Annotated in this window: 15 protein-coding genes and 2 pseudogenes; 16 read left to right on the top strand and 1 reads right to left on the bottom strand. The window is 36.9% G+C overall.

What is annotated here, in order from left to right; translation table 11 throughout:
* Nucleotides 1–145: 145 nt before the first annotated feature.
* A complete protein-coding gene (locus RVS70_RS16920) occupies nucleotides 146–373 on the bottom strand; it encodes a hypothetical protein (RefSeq protein ID WP_026682545.1) in 228 nt (75 codons plus the stop codon).
* 526 nt (nucleotides 374–899) lie between these two features.
* Between RVS70_RS16920 and RVS70_RS16915 the strand changes: the two genes are divergently transcribed.
* The 16 genes and pseudogenes from RVS70_RS16915 to RVS70_RS16845 form a co-directional block, all read left to right on the top strand.
* Nucleotides 900–1904, top strand: a complete 1005-nt coding sequence (locus tag RVS70_RS16915; RefSeq protein WP_226983558.1) for an ABC transporter permease — start codon at nucleotides 900–902, stop codon at nucleotides 1902–1904.
* A gap of 15 nt (nucleotides 1905–1919) precedes the next feature.
* Nucleotides 1920–2825, top strand: a complete 906-nt coding sequence (locus RVS70_RS16910; RefSeq protein ID WP_121603860.1) for a carbohydrate ABC transporter permease — start codon at nucleotides 1920–1922, stop codon at nucleotides 2823–2825.
* An 87-nt stretch (nucleotides 2826–2912) separates the two neighbouring features.
* Entirely contained in the window at nucleotides 2913–4514 is a 1602-nt protein-coding gene (locus tag RVS70_RS16905) for an extracellular solute-binding protein (protein WP_121603859.1), read from the top strand.
* A gap of 131 nt (nucleotides 4515–4645) precedes the next feature.
* Nucleotides 4646–7789, top strand: a complete 3144-nt coding sequence (locus RVS70_RS16900; protein ID WP_321134151.1) for an alpha-mannosidase — start codon at nucleotides 4646–4648, stop codon at nucleotides 7787–7789.
* A gap of 139 nt (nucleotides 7790–7928) precedes the next feature.
* Entirely contained in the window at nucleotides 7929–10661 is a 2733-nt protein-coding gene (locus tag RVS70_RS16895; RefSeq protein ID WP_321134150.1) for an alpha-mannosidase, read from the top strand.
* Between the two features lie 56 nt (nucleotides 10662–10717).
* Nucleotides 10718–12058 (top strand): glycoside hydrolase family 125 protein, encoded by a 1341-nt coding sequence (locus RVS70_RS16890; RefSeq protein ID WP_321134148.1) that lies wholly within the window; start codon nucleotides 10718–10720, stop codon nucleotides 12056–12058.
* A gap of 17 nt (nucleotides 12059–12075) precedes the next feature.
* On the top strand, nucleotides 12076–13089 hold the full coding sequence (locus tag RVS70_RS16885) for a family 20 glycosylhydrolase (RefSeq protein ID WP_051388433.1): 1014 nt from the start codon (nucleotides 12076–12078) through the stop codon (nucleotides 13087–13089).
* A gap of 24 nt (nucleotides 13090–13113) precedes the next feature.
* Nucleotides 13114–13989, top strand: coding sequence for a sugar phosphate isomerase/epimerase family protein (locus tag RVS70_RS16880; protein ID WP_321134146.1), 876 nt, complete (start codon nucleotides 13114–13116; stop codon nucleotides 13987–13989).
* Nucleotides 13990–14132: 143 nt separating this feature from the next.
* Nucleotides 14133–15212 (top strand): Gfo/Idh/MocA family oxidoreductase, encoded by a 1080-nt coding sequence (locus tag RVS70_RS16875; RefSeq protein WP_321134145.1) that lies wholly within the window; start codon nucleotides 14133–14135, stop codon nucleotides 15210–15212.
* A gap of 189 nt (nucleotides 15213–15401) precedes the next feature.
* Nucleotides 15402–16211: an endonuclease/exonuclease/phosphatase family protein gene (locus tag RVS70_RS16870; RefSeq protein ID WP_026682536.1), complete on the top strand. Its 810-nt coding sequence runs from the start codon at nucleotides 15402–15404 to the stop codon at nucleotides 16209–16211.
* Between the two features lie 506 nt (nucleotides 16212–16717).
* Nucleotides 16718–17344, top strand: a complete 627-nt coding sequence (locus RVS70_RS16865) for a CoA pyrophosphatase (protein ID WP_321134144.1) — start codon at nucleotides 16718–16720, stop codon at nucleotides 17342–17344.
* Nucleotides 17345–17656: 312 nt separating this feature from the next.
* Nucleotides 17657–18256, top strand: coding sequence for a TetR/AcrR family transcriptional regulator (locus tag RVS70_RS16860; protein WP_205389047.1), 600 nt, complete (start codon nucleotides 17657–17659; stop codon nucleotides 18254–18256).
* Nucleotides 18253–18675 carry a DUF3995 domain-containing protein gene (locus tag RVS70_RS23420; RefSeq protein ID WP_026682534.1) on the top strand — a complete coding sequence of 141 codons (423 nt, stop codon included), beginning with the start codon at nucleotides 18253–18255 and terminating at the stop codon, nucleotides 18673–18675. Before RVS70_RS16860 ends, RVS70_RS23420 begins: the two co-directional genes overlap by 4 nt.
* 15 nt (nucleotides 18676–18690) lie before the next feature.
* Entirely contained in the window at nucleotides 18691–19830 is a 1140-nt protein-coding gene (locus RVS70_RS16855) for an FAD-dependent oxidoreductase (protein ID WP_321134141.1), read from the top strand.
* A gap of 125 nt (nucleotides 19831–19955) precedes the next feature.
* Nucleotides 19956–20153, top strand: a pseudogene (locus tag RVS70_RS16850) (transposase); the annotation flags it as partial.
* Nucleotides 20143–20327 (top strand): annotated as a pseudogene (locus tag RVS70_RS16845) (RNA-guided endonuclease TnpB family protein); the annotation flags it as partial. The pseudogenes RVS70_RS16850 and RVS70_RS16845, both read left to right, overlap by 11 nt.

Here is a 20327-nt window from a genome sequence, read left to right as displayed (position 1 = left end):
AATTCACCCATTTATTCGCCCCTTTTTATTATAAATATCGGTTAAAGATTACTGAATAACTCACCCTCATTTGTTAAAGCGTATAGTTAATTTTACTATCTTCTTTTTTCATTGGAATTTCTGTAAGACCATCTTGTTTAATTTCCTAAGATCGTTGATCTCTTTGACAATTGTTCTCTATATTTTGTAAATCTCGAATTTCTTCGTCTGTCATTGCTTGTACATCTACATCATTTCCAATTTTCTTTTGCTTATCTAAAACGTTCTCATTCTCTGCTACAGATAAAGTCATACTACTATATAATAATACAACCACCATAGCTAATAATGAATTTTTTGAAAACTTCATTTCATTTCTTAACCGTTTGGCCATGCCACCATTTGTTGTCGGTTAGATAAAGAGGAATTATAAGCCTAAACAATCATTCTATTACACCAAGTCTCAGCATCTCAAGATTTGAAACAAGAGTTAAAAATGAAAATCACCGAATGCTTCTACAATAACGTTTTTTGGATAGGCTCCAGTATTTGAAATTTTGTCGAGCAATTCGATTAGTGCTCCTGCAGGAGGAAAGGCATTAGTGAGACCCCATAGTGCACGAGCGTCCCACGAAAAAAAGCGAAGTATATTTCTTGAGTAGTTCATAGCAACGATCATTTCTAGTTGTTTGTTTTTTTGATTAAAACATTTTTGTCCCCACCGATACACTTTATCAAAACGATGAAATGTAAAACGGAACATATTAAAACAAATGTAACATAGTACAATTGGTGAACCCCTTGATAAACGGTATGTGTACAAACTGGCTGACAAGCTATAATGAAAATCACATATTGATTGTATTTTCTGAAAAATATAACATGTAAGCAGTTTCTTAAATTGGAAGGAGGGCAAATACGTGGGCACAGCTAATTCTCCGTTAAGAGAGGAAGAAATGCAGGCTTACCCTGTTGAGGGTGAAGCTTTCAGTAAAAGCAATAAGATTAACAAACCTAAAAAACATCGAAAGAATAGAAAGATCCTACAGAATTGGCAGCTATATATATTTGTCCTGCCAGCGTTTTTATACTTTTTCATCTTTCATTATATCCCAATGTATGGTGTGCAAATTGCCTTTAAGAATTTTATTCCTACATTAGGCATATGGGGGAGCGAATGGGTAGGATTTGAACACTTTACTCGATTTTTTGAATCCTATTATTTCTGGGATTTAATTAAGAATACGTTAGGCATTAGTATATATGAATTAATCGTTGGTTTTCCACTACCGATTATCTTAGCATTAGCTTTAAATGAAGCGAAGGATGGATTGTATAAAAGAACGGTACAAACGGTTACATATGCGCCCCATTTTATTTCCGTCGTTGTCATGGCTGGTATGATAATTGCTTTTCTATCTCCCGCCACAGGAATTATCAATCATGCTATACAATTACTTGGTTTTGAACCAATTGCTTTCTTAAGTGATCCTGCTTGGTTTAAAACCGTATATGTATTATCAGGCGTATGGCAAAGTACAGGTTGGGGTACGATTATTTATCTTGCCGCATTATCAAGTGTAGATCCGCAGCATCATGAGGCTGCGATTGTAGATGGAGCATCTAGATTTCAACGTATCTGGCATATTAACATCCCAGCAATTGTTCCCACTATGATTATCTTATTAATAATGAACGTAGGAAATATTATGGCAATGGGCTTTGAAAAAATATTATTACTACAAAATCCACTTAATCTTGAATCTTCAAATGTTATTGCAACATTTGTCTATCAAGCAGGTTTATTAGATGCACAGTATAGTTTTGCTGCTGCAGTCGGTTTATTTAATGCAGTCATTAATGCGATTCTACTTGTAACGGTAAACCAAATTGCAAGAAAAACAAGTGAGACTAGTCTTTGGTAGGGAGGGACAGACTATATGGGCTCAGCAATCCAAGATACAAAAAAAGATAAGGCGTTTAAAGCGTTGGTTCTATTATTTCTTACTGCGGCATTATTGATTGTGCTGTATCCATTAATTTACATTATTAGTGCATCAATAAGTAATCCATCAGCTGTTAATACTGGTGAGATGTGGTTGTTTCCAAAGGAAATAACGCTAGAGGGATATAAGTTAATATTTCAAAATGATGATATTTGGCGAGGATATTTAAATACGATTCTATACACCGTTTTAGGAACCGTCATTAATTTAGGAGTTACTATTCCAGCGGCTTATGCTCTATCAAGAAAAGATTTAGCAGGGAGAAATTTATTAATGGGTATGTTTGTATTAACCATGTTTTTTAGTGGTGGATTAATCCCAACGTATTTAGTTGTTAAGAGCTTAGGACTCATTGATACGATTTGGGCAATGGTTTTACCAAATGCTGCCGCTGTTTGGAATATTGTAATTGCTCGTGTGTTTTTTCAAACTTCTATCCCTAAAGGGTTAGAGGAAGCTGCAATAATAGATGGGGCCTCAAATTTTAAGTTGTTTACAAAGATTATTCTACCTCTATCCGCTCCAATTATTGCTGTAATGGCATTATTTTATGGAGTAGGACATTGGAACAGCTACTTTAATGCATTAATCTACTTATCGGATAAGGAAATGTATCCACTTCAACTCGTACTAAGAGAAATACTTGTATTACAGGAAATGGCCTCTCAAAATACAAACATGACAGGAAGCATGGCAGAAGCAATGCATAGTAAGCAACAGCTTGCTGCTATCGTTAAATATGGAGTTATGATCGTCTCTTCCCTTCCTGTTATTATCGTCTACCCTTTCCTACAGCGTTATTTTGTTAAAGGTGTTCTCATCGGCTCATTAAAGGGCTAATCAATATGAAGTGATATCGATTCGCGAGGAGGTGACCACTTCTTATCATTTAGGAAATCTATTACATGTCTGAAAGGGGATTGTAGGATGAAAAAAATCGTATATTTGTTGTTAATTACTGGACTTTTAGTAGTTACTTTAGCTGCATGTAAATCCAAAGAAACAAATGAAGAGTCTGCTTCGGCTACTGATGTCGAAGTAAATGAAGAAGGTTTTCCAATTGTTGATGAAAAACTTGAACTGTCCATGATGGCACCTGGAACTGGTGTCGCTGAGTGGAGTGATATGCCAACCTTGCAAGTATATGCTGAAATGACAAATATGGAATTTGAGTATATTACACCTCCGTTAAATGACTTTCAAACAAAGCTAAATCTAGCATTTGCTAGTGGCGACATAGCAGACATTATTTATGGTGCAGGCTCAAGTAACTTCACACCAGCAATGGAAGTAGATTATGGTGAACAGGGTGTATTAGTACCATTGGAAGATCTGATAGCTGAGCATGCTCCGAATCTGCAGAAGCTTTTAGAAGAAAGACCAGATGTAAAGAAATCGATAACAACAATAGATGGTCATATTTATGCACTACCGACCGTTGCTGAAGGACCTACTTCTAGCTGGTATCGAGGACCTTTATGGTATAACGGTAAATGGCTAGATGCGTTAGGAGTTAAAGAATTACCTAAAACAACAGACGAGTTCTATCAACTATTAAAGCGATTTAAGACAGAGGATCCCAACGGTAATGGGAAGGCTGATGAAATTCCGCTTCTTGATGTGAAAATGAATAGCTCTAGACCATGGCTGTTAGGAGCATTTGGAATGAAAGAATGGGGAATAGAGGAAGTGGACGGGAAGGTAAGGTATACACCAATTACCGAAAACTATAAAGAATACTTAACATTTATGAATAAGCTTTATGAAGAAGAATTATTAGATCCAGAGACCTTTTCGCAATCAGATGAACAAAAAAAGGCAAAAGGGCAAGAAAATCGAATTGGCGTATTCCCTGACTATTTTTCATTCTTTACAACTGGAGAATCTGAAGAAGAGGCAATGAATAATCCGATGTTTCAACCACTAACAAGCTCGATTTCAAATAAAGCAATTATCCCTAGAAGCCCTGCTATTCAGAGAGGTACGTTTGCGATTACTAGCAATAATCCTAGTCCTGAAGCTTCTATTAGATGGATAGATTATTTTTACTCTAAGGAAGGCTACGAATTTTTGAATCGTGGCCCTGAAGGTTACATGTGGGAGTGGAAGGATAAAGAAGGAGGGGAGAAGGTTGATCGCGAGGTACCAGAAGGCTTTAAATCGGAAGAAGATTATCGTGGCACGATCACCCCAGATTATGGGATTTCACCCCCTACAATTAGTGGGCCGATAGAAGGTAGAGCCTTATCTGAATTCGATAAATTTATTGCTGCAGAAACAAATGAAAAAATTTCGCCTTATGCAGAGGTTCCGTATCCATTGGTTTATTTATCACCAGAAGAACAGAAGAAGGCAAATACGATCGAAGTTGATTTGCAATCCTATGTAGAGCAAATGGAAGCTAAATTCATAACAGGTGTTGAATCATTATCAAACTGGGAGGAATATGTAAAGACAATTGAAAACATGCAAATCGAAGAATATATTGAAATTTATCAGGATGCTTATAACAGATGGTCGGATAGTTAATAAAAAAATGTATAGGATAAGCTAGATGCGTGTTGAATAGTAAAGTACTTTAACAATGGCTCGTATGTCTTTTTGGAATGTCATACGAGCCGTTCTTACATAACTAATTAGTTAGTGAGGTGATGACAACGGTGTTTTTAACAGAAGAAAAACTAAAAGCAAGAATGGAAGAGCTTTCCGTATACAGATATCGAGATGCGAAAAAAATAGCTGAATGGAGTTTCCGTATAGATGAAGAAGGTGAGATTGGTGCATATCCACCTAACTCTATTAGTGACAATACAACAATTAGAATCGGAGACAGGTGGGAAGGTAGAGATTTATATGTATGGTTGTCTGCAAATGTTCCCATTCCAAAAGAGTGGGATGAAAAACAAATAATTGGCTTTTTTGATTTTGGTAACACAGGTGGAGGGAATAATTCAGGATTTGAATCATTATTATTTGTGAATAAACAACCCTATCAAGGCGTTGACTCCAATCATAAAGAGGTTTTTCTTTCTAGTGATTATGCTGGAAACACGCTAGCCTTGGATTTTCGATTATGGTCAGGGCTCGAAGGAGGAGGCCATCCTACTAATCAAGAATATAAGTTACGAAGAGCAGAAGTTGCTTGGCTAGATGAAAGCGTCGATGGTTTTTATTTTGATGCGAAGGCGATGATCGAAACAATCCAGGTATTAAATGAGAATCAGCCGGAGAAGCATCAATTGTTACAAATACTAAACCAATCGATCAATAAAATTAATTGGTTAAACCCTGGAGCTTCGAGCTTTTATGAATCGATATATCATGCACAAACCTTTTTAACGGAACAGTTACAAACACTAGAGAAATCAAATCACGTTACTTTCCATGCTGTGGGGCATACACATATTGATGTAGCTTGGTTATGGCGATTAAAGCATACAAGGGAAAAGTCAGCACGATCTTTTTCCACAGTACTTCGTCTGATGGAGCGCTATCCAGAATATAAATTCTTACAAAGTCAACCACAGTTATATGCCTATTTAAAAGAAGATTATCCAGCTATCTATGAATCTATCAAACAAAAAATAGCCGAGGGTGCTTGGGAAGCAGATGGAGGTATGTGGCTAGAAGCTGATTGTAATATCCCATCAGGAGAATCACTTGTCCGGCAGCTATTAGTAGGAAGAACGTTTTTTAAAGATGAGTTAAATATAGAAAGTGAATATTTATGGCTACCGGATGTGTTTGGATATAGCTGGGCGCTGCCTCAAATATTGAAGAAATCTGGAATTAAGACATTTATGACAACAAAAATAAGCTGGAGTCAATTTAATCGAATGCCTCATGATACGTTTTATTGGCGAGGAATAGATGGTAGTGAAATACTTACACATTTTATTACCACGACAGAGCCTTGGCCAGATTCAAGATACTATACATATAACGGCTTCATGACACCACAAGTGATTAAGGAATCATGGGAAGCATATAGGGATAAACAACTGAATCAAGATCTACTGATTTCTTATGGATATGGCGATGGTGGTGGTGGAGTAAATAGAGAAATGCTGGAAATGCGAAGCAGGATGGATAAATTACCTGGTCTTCCCCGTGTGAAAACGTCTCGTGCAAAGGATTATTTTCGAAAGTTGCACGAAACAATGGAAGAAACCGAGAACTATGTCCATACATGGGATGGGGAATTGTATCTTGAATTTCATCGTGGAACCTATACCAGTCAAGCATTCATGAAGCGAATGAATCGAAAGCTTGAATTACTTTATAGAGACAGTGAGTGGCTTAGTACAATAGCTTCTGTTTATCATGATAATTTTTCACGCTATCCGGATGCTTCCTTATTACTAGGCTGGAAGGCGATATTGCGAAATCAATTTCATGATATCATCCCTGGCTCTTCTATTAACGAAGTATATAAAGATGCTAAGAAAGAGTATCAGGAAGCAGAAGATATTGGGAACAATACGTGGAATGATGCTGTTTCAAGTATTATTCAGAGTGACAAAAATAAGTGGACAATATTTAATTCTGTACCGTGGAATCGAGATGATACTGTATTTATTCGTAAGTCTGAGCAGATAGATATGAATGGAAAATGGGTGGATAGTGACAATAAATTATTAACTACACAGGTCACGGAAGAAGGCTGTTATGTTTATGTTAAAGACGTCCCAGCAATGGGCTGGAAGGGGATAGCGTATCAGTCTGCAAGTGAAGCACGAAAGCAAGCTGCTGCTCCGGTTTTTAACCATACTGAGGACGGGATTATCTCCCCATTTTATATGGTTTCTTGGAATGAAAAGGGGCAAATTACTCGTCTGTATGATCGTAAAAATAATCGAGAAGTACTGGCAAAAGAAGCGATTGGAAATGTATTACAAGTATTCGAAGATAAACCGCTTATGTTTGATGCGTGGGATATTGACATATTTTATCAAGAAAAGATGGAGGAAGTATCGTTATTGCAATCTATTCATGTAATTGAAACTGGCGACTTACATGCTACCATTCGTTTTGTTTGGAATTATGGTCGGTCGGTTATTCAGCAAGATATGATTGTCTATCGCAATCACCGTCGTATAGATTTTAAAACATCTGTAGATTGGCAGGAAAATCAACGTCTGCTTAAAGTAGCCTTCCCTGTTGATATTCGTTCAACAGAGGCAACGTATGATATTCAATTTGGAAATGTCAAACGGCCAACCCATTGGAATACAAGTTGGGATTATGCAAGATTTGAAACAGTTGGACATCAGTGGGCGGATCTTTCGGAAGAGGGCTATGGCGTTAGTTTATTAAATGATTGCAAATATGGCTATGATATCAAGGATAATGTCATAAGGCTTTCCCTGCTCAAATCGCCGATTCATCCGGATCCAGGTGCAGATAAAGGCTATCATGAATTTACGTATGCATTATTTCCTCATCAAGGTAATTGGAGCGAAGGGCAAACCGTGGAAGCGGCGTGGGCATTAAATAAACCACTCATATATAGTAATGGAAGAGTCAATGAAGGAGATTTTTCCATGTTTCGTTGCTCTGTCAATCATGTGATGATAGATGCGGTTAAAAAGGCAGAGAATAGCGATCAAGCAATTGTAAGGATTCATGAATTTACGGGGAAACGTGAGGAAGTATCACTTACTAGTGACTTTTCCATTTTATCATGGCAGGAATGTGATCTAATGGAGCGCGTAATTGGAGAGAAACATCATGAAGAACAGATTAAGTTTTACATCAAGCCATATGAAATAAAAACATTTCTAGTTAACCTTACGAAATCATAGAAGTAAAATGTTAGTCACTCTGTGTATTACTAATTAACTTATTACAAAGATGAAACTACCATAATAGCAAGTTTTTGTTTAAAAACATTTAGGTCGCACCTCTATAGACCCATTTATTTATTATCAAGGAGGATTGCAATTGGAAGGTAACCAGACAGTTCATATCATTTCACATACACATTGGGATAGGGAATGGTATTTGCCATATGAGAAGCATCATATGTATCTCATCAAATTAATGGATCAGCTCTTAGAGGTCTTAGAAAATGATTCTGATTTTAAAAGTTTTCATTTAGATGGTCAAACAATAATATTGGAAGATTATTTGCAAGTACGTCCGCAAATGAGAGAGAAACTAAAACAGTTCATTCAAGAAGGGCGGATATATATTGGTCCATGGTATATTCTACAGGATGAATTTTTAACAAGTAGTGAATCCAATGTCCGAAATTTATTATATGGAATGAAAGATTCGAAGGAGTGGGGAGGAATTTCCAATGTAGGATACTTTCCGGATTCTTTTGGCAATATTGGTCAGGCACCACAGTTATTAAGCCAGGCAGGGATTCATCATGCCGTTTTCGGGAGAGGAGTTAAGCCCACAGGATTCAATAATGTGGTTCAGGAAGATACAAGCTATGAATCTCCTTATTCAGAGATGCTGTGGCGTTCTCCAGATGGTTCTTCTGTACTTGGTATCTTATTCGCCAATTGGTATTGTAACGGAAATGAAGTACCAGTAGCTAAAAAATTAGCTCAAGACTATTGGGACAAGCAGCTTCAGTCATTAAAGGAGTATGCATCCACGCCACATCTGCTATTAATGAATGGCTGTGACCATCAGCCTATCCAACTTAATTTGCCCGAAGCCCTGCGAACAGCTAAGAAATTAAATCCTGATGTGGATTTTATGCATTCAAATTTTAATGCGTATTGTGAGAAGCTTGCATCTTCTATTCCAAGTGATATAAAAATCATTGATGGAGAATTAAGAAGCCAGCATACAGATGGTTGGGGGACACTTGTAAACACTGCATCGTCCCGTATTTACATTAAACAAATGAATCAGCAAAGTCAGGTGCTGCTTGAAAAGGTTGCAGAACCTCTTGCTACCTTTGCCTATTTACAAGGAGAAACATATGATCATGGTTTATTTGAATACGGTTGGAAAATATTAATGCAGAATCATCCACATGATAGTATATGCGGCTGTAGTGTGGATGAAGTTCATCGTGAGATGGTTACTCGGTTCGAGAAGTGTCAGCAGGTAGCAGAAGTTATTATCGATAAGAGTTTAGCTAGCGTAACAAGAAATATTGATACGACAACCTTTACCAAATGGGGAGAAGATGCTATTCCTTTCGCTGTGTACAATACAACCGGACAAATTCGTACTGGAATTGTTTCGGTGGTTTTAGATGTGAGAAAAGAATATTTTTCTGCAGGAGTAAACAAACAGCAGCTAAAAGCGTTCCCATTAGGTACCAAAATATTGGTAGATGCGTATGGAAATAGAATGGATTGTGAATGGGAAGATTTAGGGATAGCTTTTGATTATGAGCTACCTGATAACCAATTCAGACAACCCTTTATGGCGAGGCGGGTGCGTTTAACATTTGAAGCGAAAAATATTCCGACACTAGGGTATGAAACCTTTGCATTGGTACACCGTTCAGGAGCATCAAAAACGGCTAGCAATCAATCATTAGTTATAAATGAAAGGGAAATGGAAAATAAATATACACATGTAAAAATGAATGAAAATGGATCTCTGGTTATTACGAATAAAGAAAATGGCCGCATTTATAAGGATCTATGTATCTATGAAGATACGGGGGACATTGGAAACGAATATATGTATAAGCAGCCAAAAGAAGAGACACCTCTAACAACAAAGGATACAAGAGCGGAAATAACGATTATTAAGGATAGTCCCTTTCGTGCGGTTTATCAAATTGTTCATGAATGGGATCTACCTAAAGGTGCTTCTAAGCTCTTAGATCAGGAACAGCAAGAGCTTGTTTGGTTTACAGAGAGGCAAGCCAAACGAGTTACGGATACCATTACTCATACGATTACGACCTATGTCACATTGGAAAAAAATAACCGTGGTGTACAAATTACTACTTCCTTTACTAATCAGGCAAAGGATCATCGGTTACGAATGCTATTTCCGACAGATATACAAACAGATACGCATTATGCTGACTCTGTATTTGAAGTAGCAGAGCGATCAAATGAGCCTGCAAAAGATTGGGCAAATCCAGACTATTCCCAGCATCAGCAAGCATTTGTAAACGTTAGTAATGAATTGGAAGGGCTTACGATCGCTAATTTTGGTTTAAATGAGTATGAAATATTACGCGATGGAAGAAATACAATTGCCATCACGTTACTTCGATCTGTAAGGGAACTAGGAGATTGGGGATACTTTCCAACCCCTGAGGCTCAATGTTTAGGTGAGCAAACGGCTTCCATTTGTATCTATCCGCATGAAGGGGAGCGCAGCAAGCTTGTGTCATTTCAAGACTCGTATCAATACCAAGTACCTCTAACGGTAAAGCAGGCAGCTATACAGGAAGGAGTTTTACCTCCAGCTCAATCGTTTGTTGAATGGCAATCAAATTTACTTGCATTTACTTCTTTAAAAGTATCGGATGAATCAAGTGATGTGATAGCTCGGGGATTCAATTTAACGAATAGGGACGCTCGTTTAACAGTTCATTCACCAGCTTCATGCAATTATATGTATCGAAGTAATGTCTTGGAGGAAGTAGTAAGTCCTTTCATGAACGAAATCGAATCAAGCTGCTCATTTCCTGTGAAAAAACATGAAATTGTTACCATCGGTTTTTCTAAACAAAAACTATAAACAACGTATTCCGTATTGGCTGATACCAATAACGGCTTGTTGCTCAGTGGGCTGAGATGAATACTGCTAATACATGGAAAGGATGTGGTGATATAGTGGAAATAAATGTACCAATATCGATGAAGCAAATGATCGATATGGTAAAACGACATTTTAAACAAGATCATAAGATACAAGCAATGTTTGAGCAATGCTTTTCAAACACCTACCAAACAACCATTCGCCCTCAAGTAGATGGAACTACTTTCGTGATCACAGGGGATATACCAGCAATGTGGCTAAGAGATTCGGCTGCACAAGTACGACCGTATTTATTACTTGCAGAAACGGATCATGAAATAGCAGATATGATTCAAGGCGTATTGCAAAAGCAATTCATGTTTATTACGCATGATCCATATGCCAATGCCTTTAATGAAACGGCGAATGGGAACAGATACCATGATGATCAAACGAGTATGACTCCATTACTGTGGGAGCGTAAGTATGAGGTTGATTCCCTTTGCTATCCATTACAGCTGGCTTATTTGTTTTGGAAATCAACCGGAAGACTCTCTCATTTTAATGCACAATTTTTAGCAGCAGTCAGGAGGATTATTGATACTTGGCGAACAGAGCAGGATCACGAAGCTGACTCCACCTACTATTTTGCAAGGGACAATTGTCCCAAACAGGATACACTTTCGAATAATGGGAAGGGATCACCTGTAGCTTATACAGGCATGACATGGAGTGGTTTTCGTCCAAGTGACGATGCCTGTCAATACGGTTACTTAATTCCGGCAAATATGTTTGCTGTCGTCGTCTTAAAACAGTTAGCAGAAATAGCAGATGAAGTGCTAGATGATCGATTTCTCAAAGAAGAAGCAGTTCGATTGGCTAATGAGATAGATCGAGGGATAGAACAATTTGCTAAAGTACAACATCCGACGTATGGAACCATTTATGCTTATGAAACGGATGGTCTTGGTAATTATAATCTGATGGATGATGCAAATGTTCCTAGCTTACTTTCCATTCCATACTTTGGTTATTGCGATATCAACGATCCCATTTATCTAAATACGCGTAGATTCATACTTAGTAAAGATAATCCATATTATTATCAAGGCAAGGCAGCTAAGGGAATAGGAAGTCCACATACACCAGAGCATTATATTTGGCATATCGCGCTAGCAATTCAAGGGATGACTGCAGTGACAGAGCAGGAAAAGGAGGAAATATTAAATGCCTTTAAAGTAACAGATGGAAATACGGGATTAATGCATGAAGGCTTTCATGTCGATAATCCAGCAGATTATACGAGACCTTGGTTCTCATGGGCAAATTCAATGTTTAGCGAATTTGTGCTAAATAGAGTCGGTTATTTTGTTAAAGGGAGCCCATTTAATAAATGATGAAGGAGGTTATGCCAATGGAGAAAACAAAGGTTAGAGGTTTTCATTTACGATTTGGTTCCCATGACTTAGTGGAACCGTTGATAGAATTTATTCATCATGTTTTAGTTCCGCAAGGGATTAACTATCTATTTTTAGAATGTAATACCTCGTTTGTTTTTAAGAAACATCCAGAGATAACCGAGGGTACATTAACGAGACAGGATGCAAAGGTGATTGCAGACGTATGTCGAAAGCATAATATTAGACTAATCCCGTTATTTCAATGTTTAGGTCATCAGGGTTGGGGCGGAAAACGTAATTCGATACTTACGGCATACCCACAATTTGACGAAACGCCCGAAATTTCACTCGATGCAGTGTGGCCTGAAATTTTTTGTAGAAGCTGGTGTCCGGAACATCCAGATATACATCAATTAGTCTATGATTTGATGGATGAAATTATAGAAGCGTTTGATGCTGATGGCTTTCATGTTGGCATGGATGAAGTTTTTGAAATGGTTAACCCTAACTGTCCCAGATGCCGTGGGAAAGACAGAGCAAAGTTATTTGCAAACGTAGTAAATGATTTACATCATCATTTAGTTGGAACACATAATGTAGAAATGTTTATGTGGGGAGATCGTTTAAATGACAGTGAAAGATTTGGATATAACGAGTGGGAAGGGGATACATTCGGAACACATGACGCGATTGACCATATTCCAAAAGACATTGTAATTACAGACTGGCATTATGATAAGCTTCCAGCATACCCTTCTATTGGTAATTTTATATCAAAGGGCTTCACTGTAATTCCAGCTTGCTGGTATAAAACAGATGCCGCAGTAGATTTATTAGAACAGGGAATACAACAAGCACAGGAACGTGAAAAATTAAAAAATATGCCAGGTATGCTCGTTACTTCGTGGAATAACTGGGATAGAGCTTCATTCGAAAAAGTGATAAAGATGACAGGTGCTTCACAAAAAGATGAGCTTCATGAATTACACCATACCCTTCACGTAATTACAACTGCTTTAAAGGATTAAAGTGGAAATAAAGGAGTGAGCATTTTGAAAGTAGGTTTAAGTACGTATAGTTTACTAGATGTTATTAATACGGGGGAAATGAGTGTGTTGGATGCTGTGCAATGGATTGCTGCAAACGGTGGAGAACATATGGAAATAGTTCCGTTCGGATATACATTGGTTGATAATTGGAAACTAGCAGAGCAGCTATGTGAAAGGGCAGAATATTATGGGATAGAGCTTTCTAACTATGCTATTCCGGCTAATTTTATTCAGAATTCACAAGAGGCATTTGAAGCGGAAATAGATCGAGTTAAAAAGCATGTTGACCTAATGAAGCATATGAATATAAAGCATATGCGTCATGATGTAACAGCTTTTGATTTATCTTCAGACGAACAAACGATTGCCTATTTTGAAAATAAGTTAGAATACATTGTTGAAGGGAGTAGGAGAATTGCGGATTATGCTGCTCCATTTGGAATTACAACAACTATTGAGAATCATGGTTTAGCTGTACAGCATAGTGACCGTGTGCAACGTGTATTACAAGCAGTGGATAGACCTAACTTTAAAACAACATTAGATATTGGTAATTTTATGTGTGTCGACGAAAGTCCAATAGTAGGAGTTCAAAAAAACCTCCCCTACGCTTCACTTATCCATTTTAAGGATTTTTATTACCGGCCACAATCGAAAAACCCTGGAGCGGGGAAGTGGATTCGAACATCCAATGGAAACTATTTGCGAGGCGCTATTGTGGGTCATGGAGATATCGATATTAGAGAAATAATTCAAGCGATTAAGCAGTTTGGTTATGATGATAATATTACGTTAGAATTTGAAGGAATGGAAGCGTGTAAAGAGGCATGTAAAATTGGTATGGATAATATAAAAAGGTTATGGGAAGAGGAGAATTAAATAAAGGGTTCACTTTATTGCTCAAAGTAGTGGTCTTACTGCCAGTTTTAAAGGGATAAATTTACAATTTTATTAGGACAAAAAATGAGATGAATATATTGTCTTTTGCCTAAACGTTAGAAAACGAAAGGGAGGGCTAATAATTGAATAAATTGAAAATTGGGTTAATAGGTGCTGGATCAATTTCTAATATGCATTTGCAATCGTATAAAAATAATAGTGATGTAGACATTTATGCTATATGTGACCATAATAACCAACGTGCACATGAAAAAGCAGCAGCGTATCAAGCTAAAACAGTATATACGGATTATAAGGAGCTGTTGGCAGATAGGAAGGTAGATGCTGTTAGTATTTGTACCTGGAACAATACACACGCGTCTATAGCTATTGAAGCATTAAACGCTGGGAAGCATGTTTTAGTTGAAAAACCATTGTGTAAAACAGTAAAAGAGGCAATGGCAGTTGCAGAGGCGGTAGACAACAATCCAGAACAAGTACTACAAGTAGGGTTTGTACGTCGATTTGGTACAAATACACAAGTATTAAAGAAATTTATTGAATCTGGAGATTTAGGAGAAATATATTATGCAAAGGCATCATGTATACGAGCATTAGGTAATCCAGGAGGATGGTTTGCAGATAACGAAAGATCAGGAGGAGGACCATTAATTGATTTAGGTGTCCACATAATTGATCTTTGCTGGTACCTTATGGGGAAACCAAAAGTAAAATCGGTTAGTGGAAATACATATTACAAATTAGGAAATCGCTCGAATATAAAACACAAAGATTACTATAAGGCTGCAAACTACGATCCAGATAAAAATAATGTGGAAGACTTAGCTAATGCAATGATTCGTTTTGATAATGGTGCATCGTTACTGCTAGATACCAGCTTCACACTCCATGCAAAAGAAGACGCCATGGCTGTTCAGATTTTTGGAGATAAAGGTGGCGCAGAAATAGAACCTGAACTCCGACTTATTACAGAAAAAAATGACACAATCTTAACTATTACCCCACAAATAGATGATTTATCCTTTGATTTTACTAAAGGGTTTCAAAATGAAGTTGATCATTTTATTACTTGTATCAAAGAAAAAAGAGAACCAATAAGCCCTGTACATGATGGGGTTGAAATAATGAAAATATTAACTGCTGTATATGAATCCAGCAAGAGTGGTGCAGAGATCCATTATGAAGATTCGAAGATGGAGTGACTTTGTAGAATGAAGAGGGTATGCTTGTCAGGTTTTTCTATTTCCCGGGAAATATCGACATGTAAAATAAAAAACAAATTAACATAAAATTAACTGTAGCTTTAAGCTAGTTTAATATATTGTAAGATTATTCTGGTTACAATAAAGGTAAATGAATGTAGATATGAAATGATAGAAGGAAGTGGTTATTTGAAGAGAGTTTTTATTGGTTTTAGCTTCATGTTGATTCTATCCTTTGCTTTATCAGAACATATTCATGCAAAGGGCTTCGGAAAAGATATCACGGTAAAAGTGATGTCCTATAATATTCATCATGCCGTTGGTTTGGATAATGAGTTAAGCTTACCAAGCATTGCAAATGTGATTAAAGAGACAAATGCTGATATTATTGCTATTCAAGAGGTTGATCGATATTTTGGGGAACGAAGCCAATTTGTAGATCAAGCAAGAGAATTAGCAAAATTAGTAGGATACCATTATACATTTGGAGCTAATTTAAATTTAAAGCCAGCCCCCGGACAAGTAGAAAATAGACAATATGGCACAGCTATACTTAGTAAGTATCCAATTATAGATTCGAAGAATATACATTTATCTAGTGATGGGGAGCAAAGAGGTTTACTAATAGGTAAGGTTAATGTAAGGGGAGTACATCTTACTGTTTTTAATACGCATTTAGGTTTAAGTCATGTAGAAAGAATGGGACAGGTGGAAGAAATTATAGAAATTTCCTCCTATTATAATGAACCAACCGTATTAATGGGGGACCTGAATGCAGAACCTAAAAGTAAAGAATTAGAACGTTTACAGACAGGGCTAAACGTTGTAGATACATTTAAAGATGTAGTTGAAGCTAATACGTATCCCGTTCTCCATCCAACGAAGCGTATAGATTATATTCTAACTTCATCAGATGTGACATATAAAAATTCCAACGTACATTATTCTGAATCATCCGACCACCTTCCGATAGTAGTAGATATCACATTAAAACGATAATGGCTATTTAATTGCAGATTGAGCCGCTTTCCATGGGTATCAGCTGTTGCTGTCCTCGTAGGAATCGTTGGCTCCTTTTATTTGCTTTCAATTATTAACAGAGAATTTTATAAGAGTGTCATTTACATCGATGGAGGATGCATTTTATTATGCAGTGTTTTTCTAAAAGTTCTTCTCAATAAACGGAGAACGGTACTAATATTGGACCGTTTTGTATTAGTCTAGGAAATTAATAGGAAATTATAAAATTTGAGCTTGTGGATAAATAGGAGCGTGTTGAACCGCGTCCAGCTCCAACACCCAGAAATTAGGAGACTTTACGAATCACATTAATCTAAGTCAGCATCGGCTCACAAACTCACCGTGATTCCTTTATCTCTGTTGATTCGCTCAAGTCCTTACGTTTCTAATCGGGCGCTTGCACTTTTGTATAATAATTGTTTATTAAATTAAGAGAATTGTATAATAGCAGTACACTATAGATTTTTTAACTGGAGGTGAGGATTTTGCATGCAAAAGAAGTTATTTCTAGGTTAAGTGATCGAAAACCTACCATCTTAGATAGTGAAAAATTTCATGAGTTCGCTATATTACTTCCTTTAGTTGATATAAGTAATGAAACACATCTTGTTTTTGAAGTCCGTTCGAAAAAAATGCGTCAGCAACCGGGTGACATTTGCTTTCCAGGCGGAAGGGTTGAAAAAGACGATATAAATGAAAGACAATGTGCTATACGTGAAACTGCTGAAGAATTAGGAATACGTGAGGAGGAAATTGACGATGTTATTCCATTAGATTATATGGTATCAGACTTTGGAAGAATTATTTATCCTTTTGTTGGACGGCTTAAGAAACCAGAAGGAATAGAAGCTAATCGTTCAGAGGTAGAAGAAGTTTTTACGGTACCACTTCAATACTTTCTTGAAACAGAACCTGAGGTTTACAAAGTGAATTTTCAAGTGATTCCTGAAGCAAATTTTCCGTATGACTTAATTCAAGGTGGTAAGAAATATGATTGGAAAGTTCGTCAACTAGATGAGCTGTTTTATCAATATAATGATAAAGTAATATGGGGATTAACCGCAAGAATTTTAGCGCATTTTATTCACTTACTTCAAGCAAATCAATCTTAAATAAATGAAGTAGCAGCAAGCCTCCCAGCTTTCTATAAACGATGGGAGGCTTGCTGCTACTAGTGTTTTACGGGGCTCGTGTGTTTGTTCATTAATCCATTGATAATATAAATGACTATTTCGTTCTATTCACATGCGCTGCACTAAAGCTTGAGTAGCTAAGTATGCTGATGCGCTATATCGCCGATATTGTCTTTGCAAGACGCAACTAAATATCAAAATCAATAAATTGGTGACATAAACGGGTGAGCATGATAAAATAATGACCGTAGTCAAATTATGACTATGGTCATTATTGTGGAGGTGATTTATGTGTTACGAGAAGCTAGAAAAAAAGAGCTAAAAGAAAAGATTTTCTTCGAGTCTATTCGTTTGTTTTCTGAAAAAGGTATTGATGAAGTCAGTGTTTCTGAAATTACCAAAGCATGTGGGATTGCAAAAGGAACGTTTTACAATTATTTTTCTACGAAGGAATCTGTTCTTTTATTTGTTGGACAATCGCAAATGGATCGGATAACTAATATCCAAGAGAGTTTAGATATGGATGTAAAACAGAAAATCATCACATTATTTACTGATTTAACGACGAGGTATGAAGAATACCCAAAATTAATGAAATTTGCTGTAGCCGAATTGTTCAAAACCTCGGGAATTATTGATGATGAAATGAATGCGGTTCAACAACTTAAAGACCTGTTAATGAATCTATTAAAGGAAGAAATAGAACGAGAACATATTAAAGTTCATGGCGAACTTGAAGATATTGCTTCTATTCTCTTAGGCACGTACTTTACATCGGTGATGATGTGGGTACATCATGAACAATCCGTAACGACACTTCTTCAAAGTGTGAACCGAAGAGTTTCACTGCTTCTCGAACAATTTATTATGAATAAGGAGGAGGATCAATGATATTCTTTTCGATCATTTCTTGTCTCATATTGCTTCTACTAGCCTTCATTCACGTTTATTGGGCATTTGGGGGAACAAAAGGAATAAGTGCCGTCATACCTCAAGATGTTCATAATCATCACAAGTTTACCCCCGGGAAATGGGTAACACTCTTAGTGGCTGTTTGCCTTTTTAGTTCATGCTTCATCTTAGGCATTCAAAGCTCACTTATCCCATTTGTAAAGCAAACGAAGCTAGTTAGTATCCTTTGTTTTTTCTGTTTTCTCGTTTTTGCTCTTAGAGGCATCGGTGACTTTAATTATGTAGGTTTATTTAAAAAAGTACGAAGGACTTCTTTTTCTAAAATGGATACGATTGCCTATACGCCCCTTTGTCTTTTTCTTAGTTTTACATTTATTTATGTTTTAATGACAAAATAGGAGGAAAATTTGTATATGAAAAAAGTAATTATTTTAGGTGGGGGAATTGCTGGATTAAGTACAGCCATAGCACTTCAACGACTTGGAATGAATGTACAAGTGTTTGAGAAGGCACCAAAACTAGAACCTGTAGGAGCAGGAATTATTTTAGCACCTAACGTTATCCGTATTTTTGAGGAATGGGGGATAACACAAAAATTAAAAAAACATGGTCAGTTCATAAACCGTTTTGTTATTTCCTCTGATAAAGGGAAAACGTTATCAAAGCTTAATGAAAGTCTATTTCCTGAACAAACAATCGCTATTCACCGTGCAGATTTACATCATATTCTTCTAGAGGAATTAAAATCAGTCCCTGTTTACTTTGGAAAGAAAGCTGTTGAATGTCGTCAGCATCGACATGGAGTCACCGTGTTAATGAATGATGGTGAAGAAGTCAAAGGGGACATGTTAATCGCGGCAGATGGAATTCATTCTGTTATTCGCAAGCAATTGCTGCCGAATATATCACTTCGTTACGCAGGCTATACTTGTTGGCGAGGAGTTACCCAAATAGACAACCACATGAATTTAAACGCTGAACTTCATGAACTATGGGGACCGAATGGACGCTTTGGTTATTTACCGATATCTAAAACAAAGGCATACTGGTACATGCTTATTAACACTCGGCCAAATGATCACCTTATATCTAATTATTTTCTTTCAGATTTGATCAAACGCCTAGAAAACTACCCACAGCATGTTACTGACTTCGTAAAGCTTACCGAAAATAATCATGTCCTAAAACATGATATCTATGATATTCCTACAATCGACCAATATGTTTTTGACAATATTGCTCTTATTGGAGACGCAGCTCATGCTATGACACCAAACTTAGGACAAGGCGCATGTCAAGGAATTGAAGATGCCTACATCCTAGGCATGTCTTTATTCAATCATCCAGATAGTGGATTACAAGCTTATCAGAAAGAGAGAGTAGATAGAGCAAATAAAATCAGCAAGATTTCCAGACGAGTAGGGATTATGGCGCAATTCGAGCACCCTTTCCTTTGTCGTATTCGTAATTTAATGATGAAAACGACTCCTCAAGCTTTTTACCGTAAGCAAAATCAATTTATATATAATTATCGCTATGAATATAGTACTTGAATCTGGGAAATTTAACGTACTTCCGAAAGAAGTCTCCATCCTCAAGCGTGTGAAATGCGTAGCCCAACGGTAAGGGGGAGATGAGTTTCGGTTGGGCGACAGCCCAAAGGCCTTTTTTTCCTTTTTTGTTCAAAGCACAATCCAATAGTGAATGATCGAAATTCATCAATGCCTATAAAAGTGCCAGTCCAAGACTTATCAAGAGGGATTTTCCTCATGTTCGTAAAAAGTTATGGAAAGAAATGTTTTGGTCAAGAAGCTTGTGTTTGTTGACGACTGGCGGTTCGCCTATTGAAGTAGTAAAAAAATATAGAAACGTATGAAAGCCTAAAAGCTGATAAAGAAGCATGGAAAAAGGTAAAACATCCTACCCCTGCCAATTACAAAAAAGAATACGAATGGCTAAAAGAAGTCGATTCATTAGCGTTGGCAAACGCTCAACTAAATTTAGATAAGGCATATAAAGCCTTCTTCAAAGGGCATGCCAGGTTCCCAAA

Origin of the sequence: Virgibacillus sp. M23 (assembly GCF_034190895.1) — a bacterium.
Classification (GTDB): domain Bacteria; phylum Bacillota; class Bacilli; order Bacillales; family Amphibacillaceae; genus Virgibacillus; species Virgibacillus salarius.
This window is presented reverse-complemented; position numbering and strand designations above follow the sequence as displayed.

What these genes read in the sequence shown, in the direction of transcription:
- RVS70_RS16890 (WP_321134148.1), top strand. Translation starts at nt 10,718, where the DNA reads ATGAATACTGCTAATACATGGAAAGGATGTGGTGATATAGTGGAAATA.
- RVS70_RS16920 (WP_026682545.1), bottom strand. Translation starts at nt 373, where the DNA reads ATGGCCAAACGGTTAAGAAATGAAATGAAGTTTTCAAAAAATTCATTA.
- RVS70_RS16885 (WP_051388433.1), top strand. Translation starts at nt 12,076, where the DNA reads ATGGAGAAAACAAAGGTTAGAGGTTTTCATTTACGATTTGGTTCCCAT.
- RVS70_RS16905 (WP_121603859.1), top strand. Translation starts at nt 2,913, where the DNA reads ATGAAAAAAATCGTATATTTGTTGTTAATTACTGGACTTTTAGTAGTT.
- RVS70_RS16910 (WP_121603860.1), top strand. Translation starts at nt 1,920, where the DNA reads ATGGGCTCAGCAATCCAAGATACAAAAAAAGATAAGGCGTTTAAAGCG.
- RVS70_RS23420 (WP_026682534.1), top strand. Translation starts at nt 18,253, where the DNA reads ATGATATTCTTTTCGATCATTTCTTGTCTCATATTGCTTCTACTAGCC.
- RVS70_RS16855 (WP_321134141.1), top strand. Translation starts at nt 18,691, where the DNA reads ATGAAAAAAGTAATTATTTTAGGTGGGGGAATTGCTGGATTAAGTACA.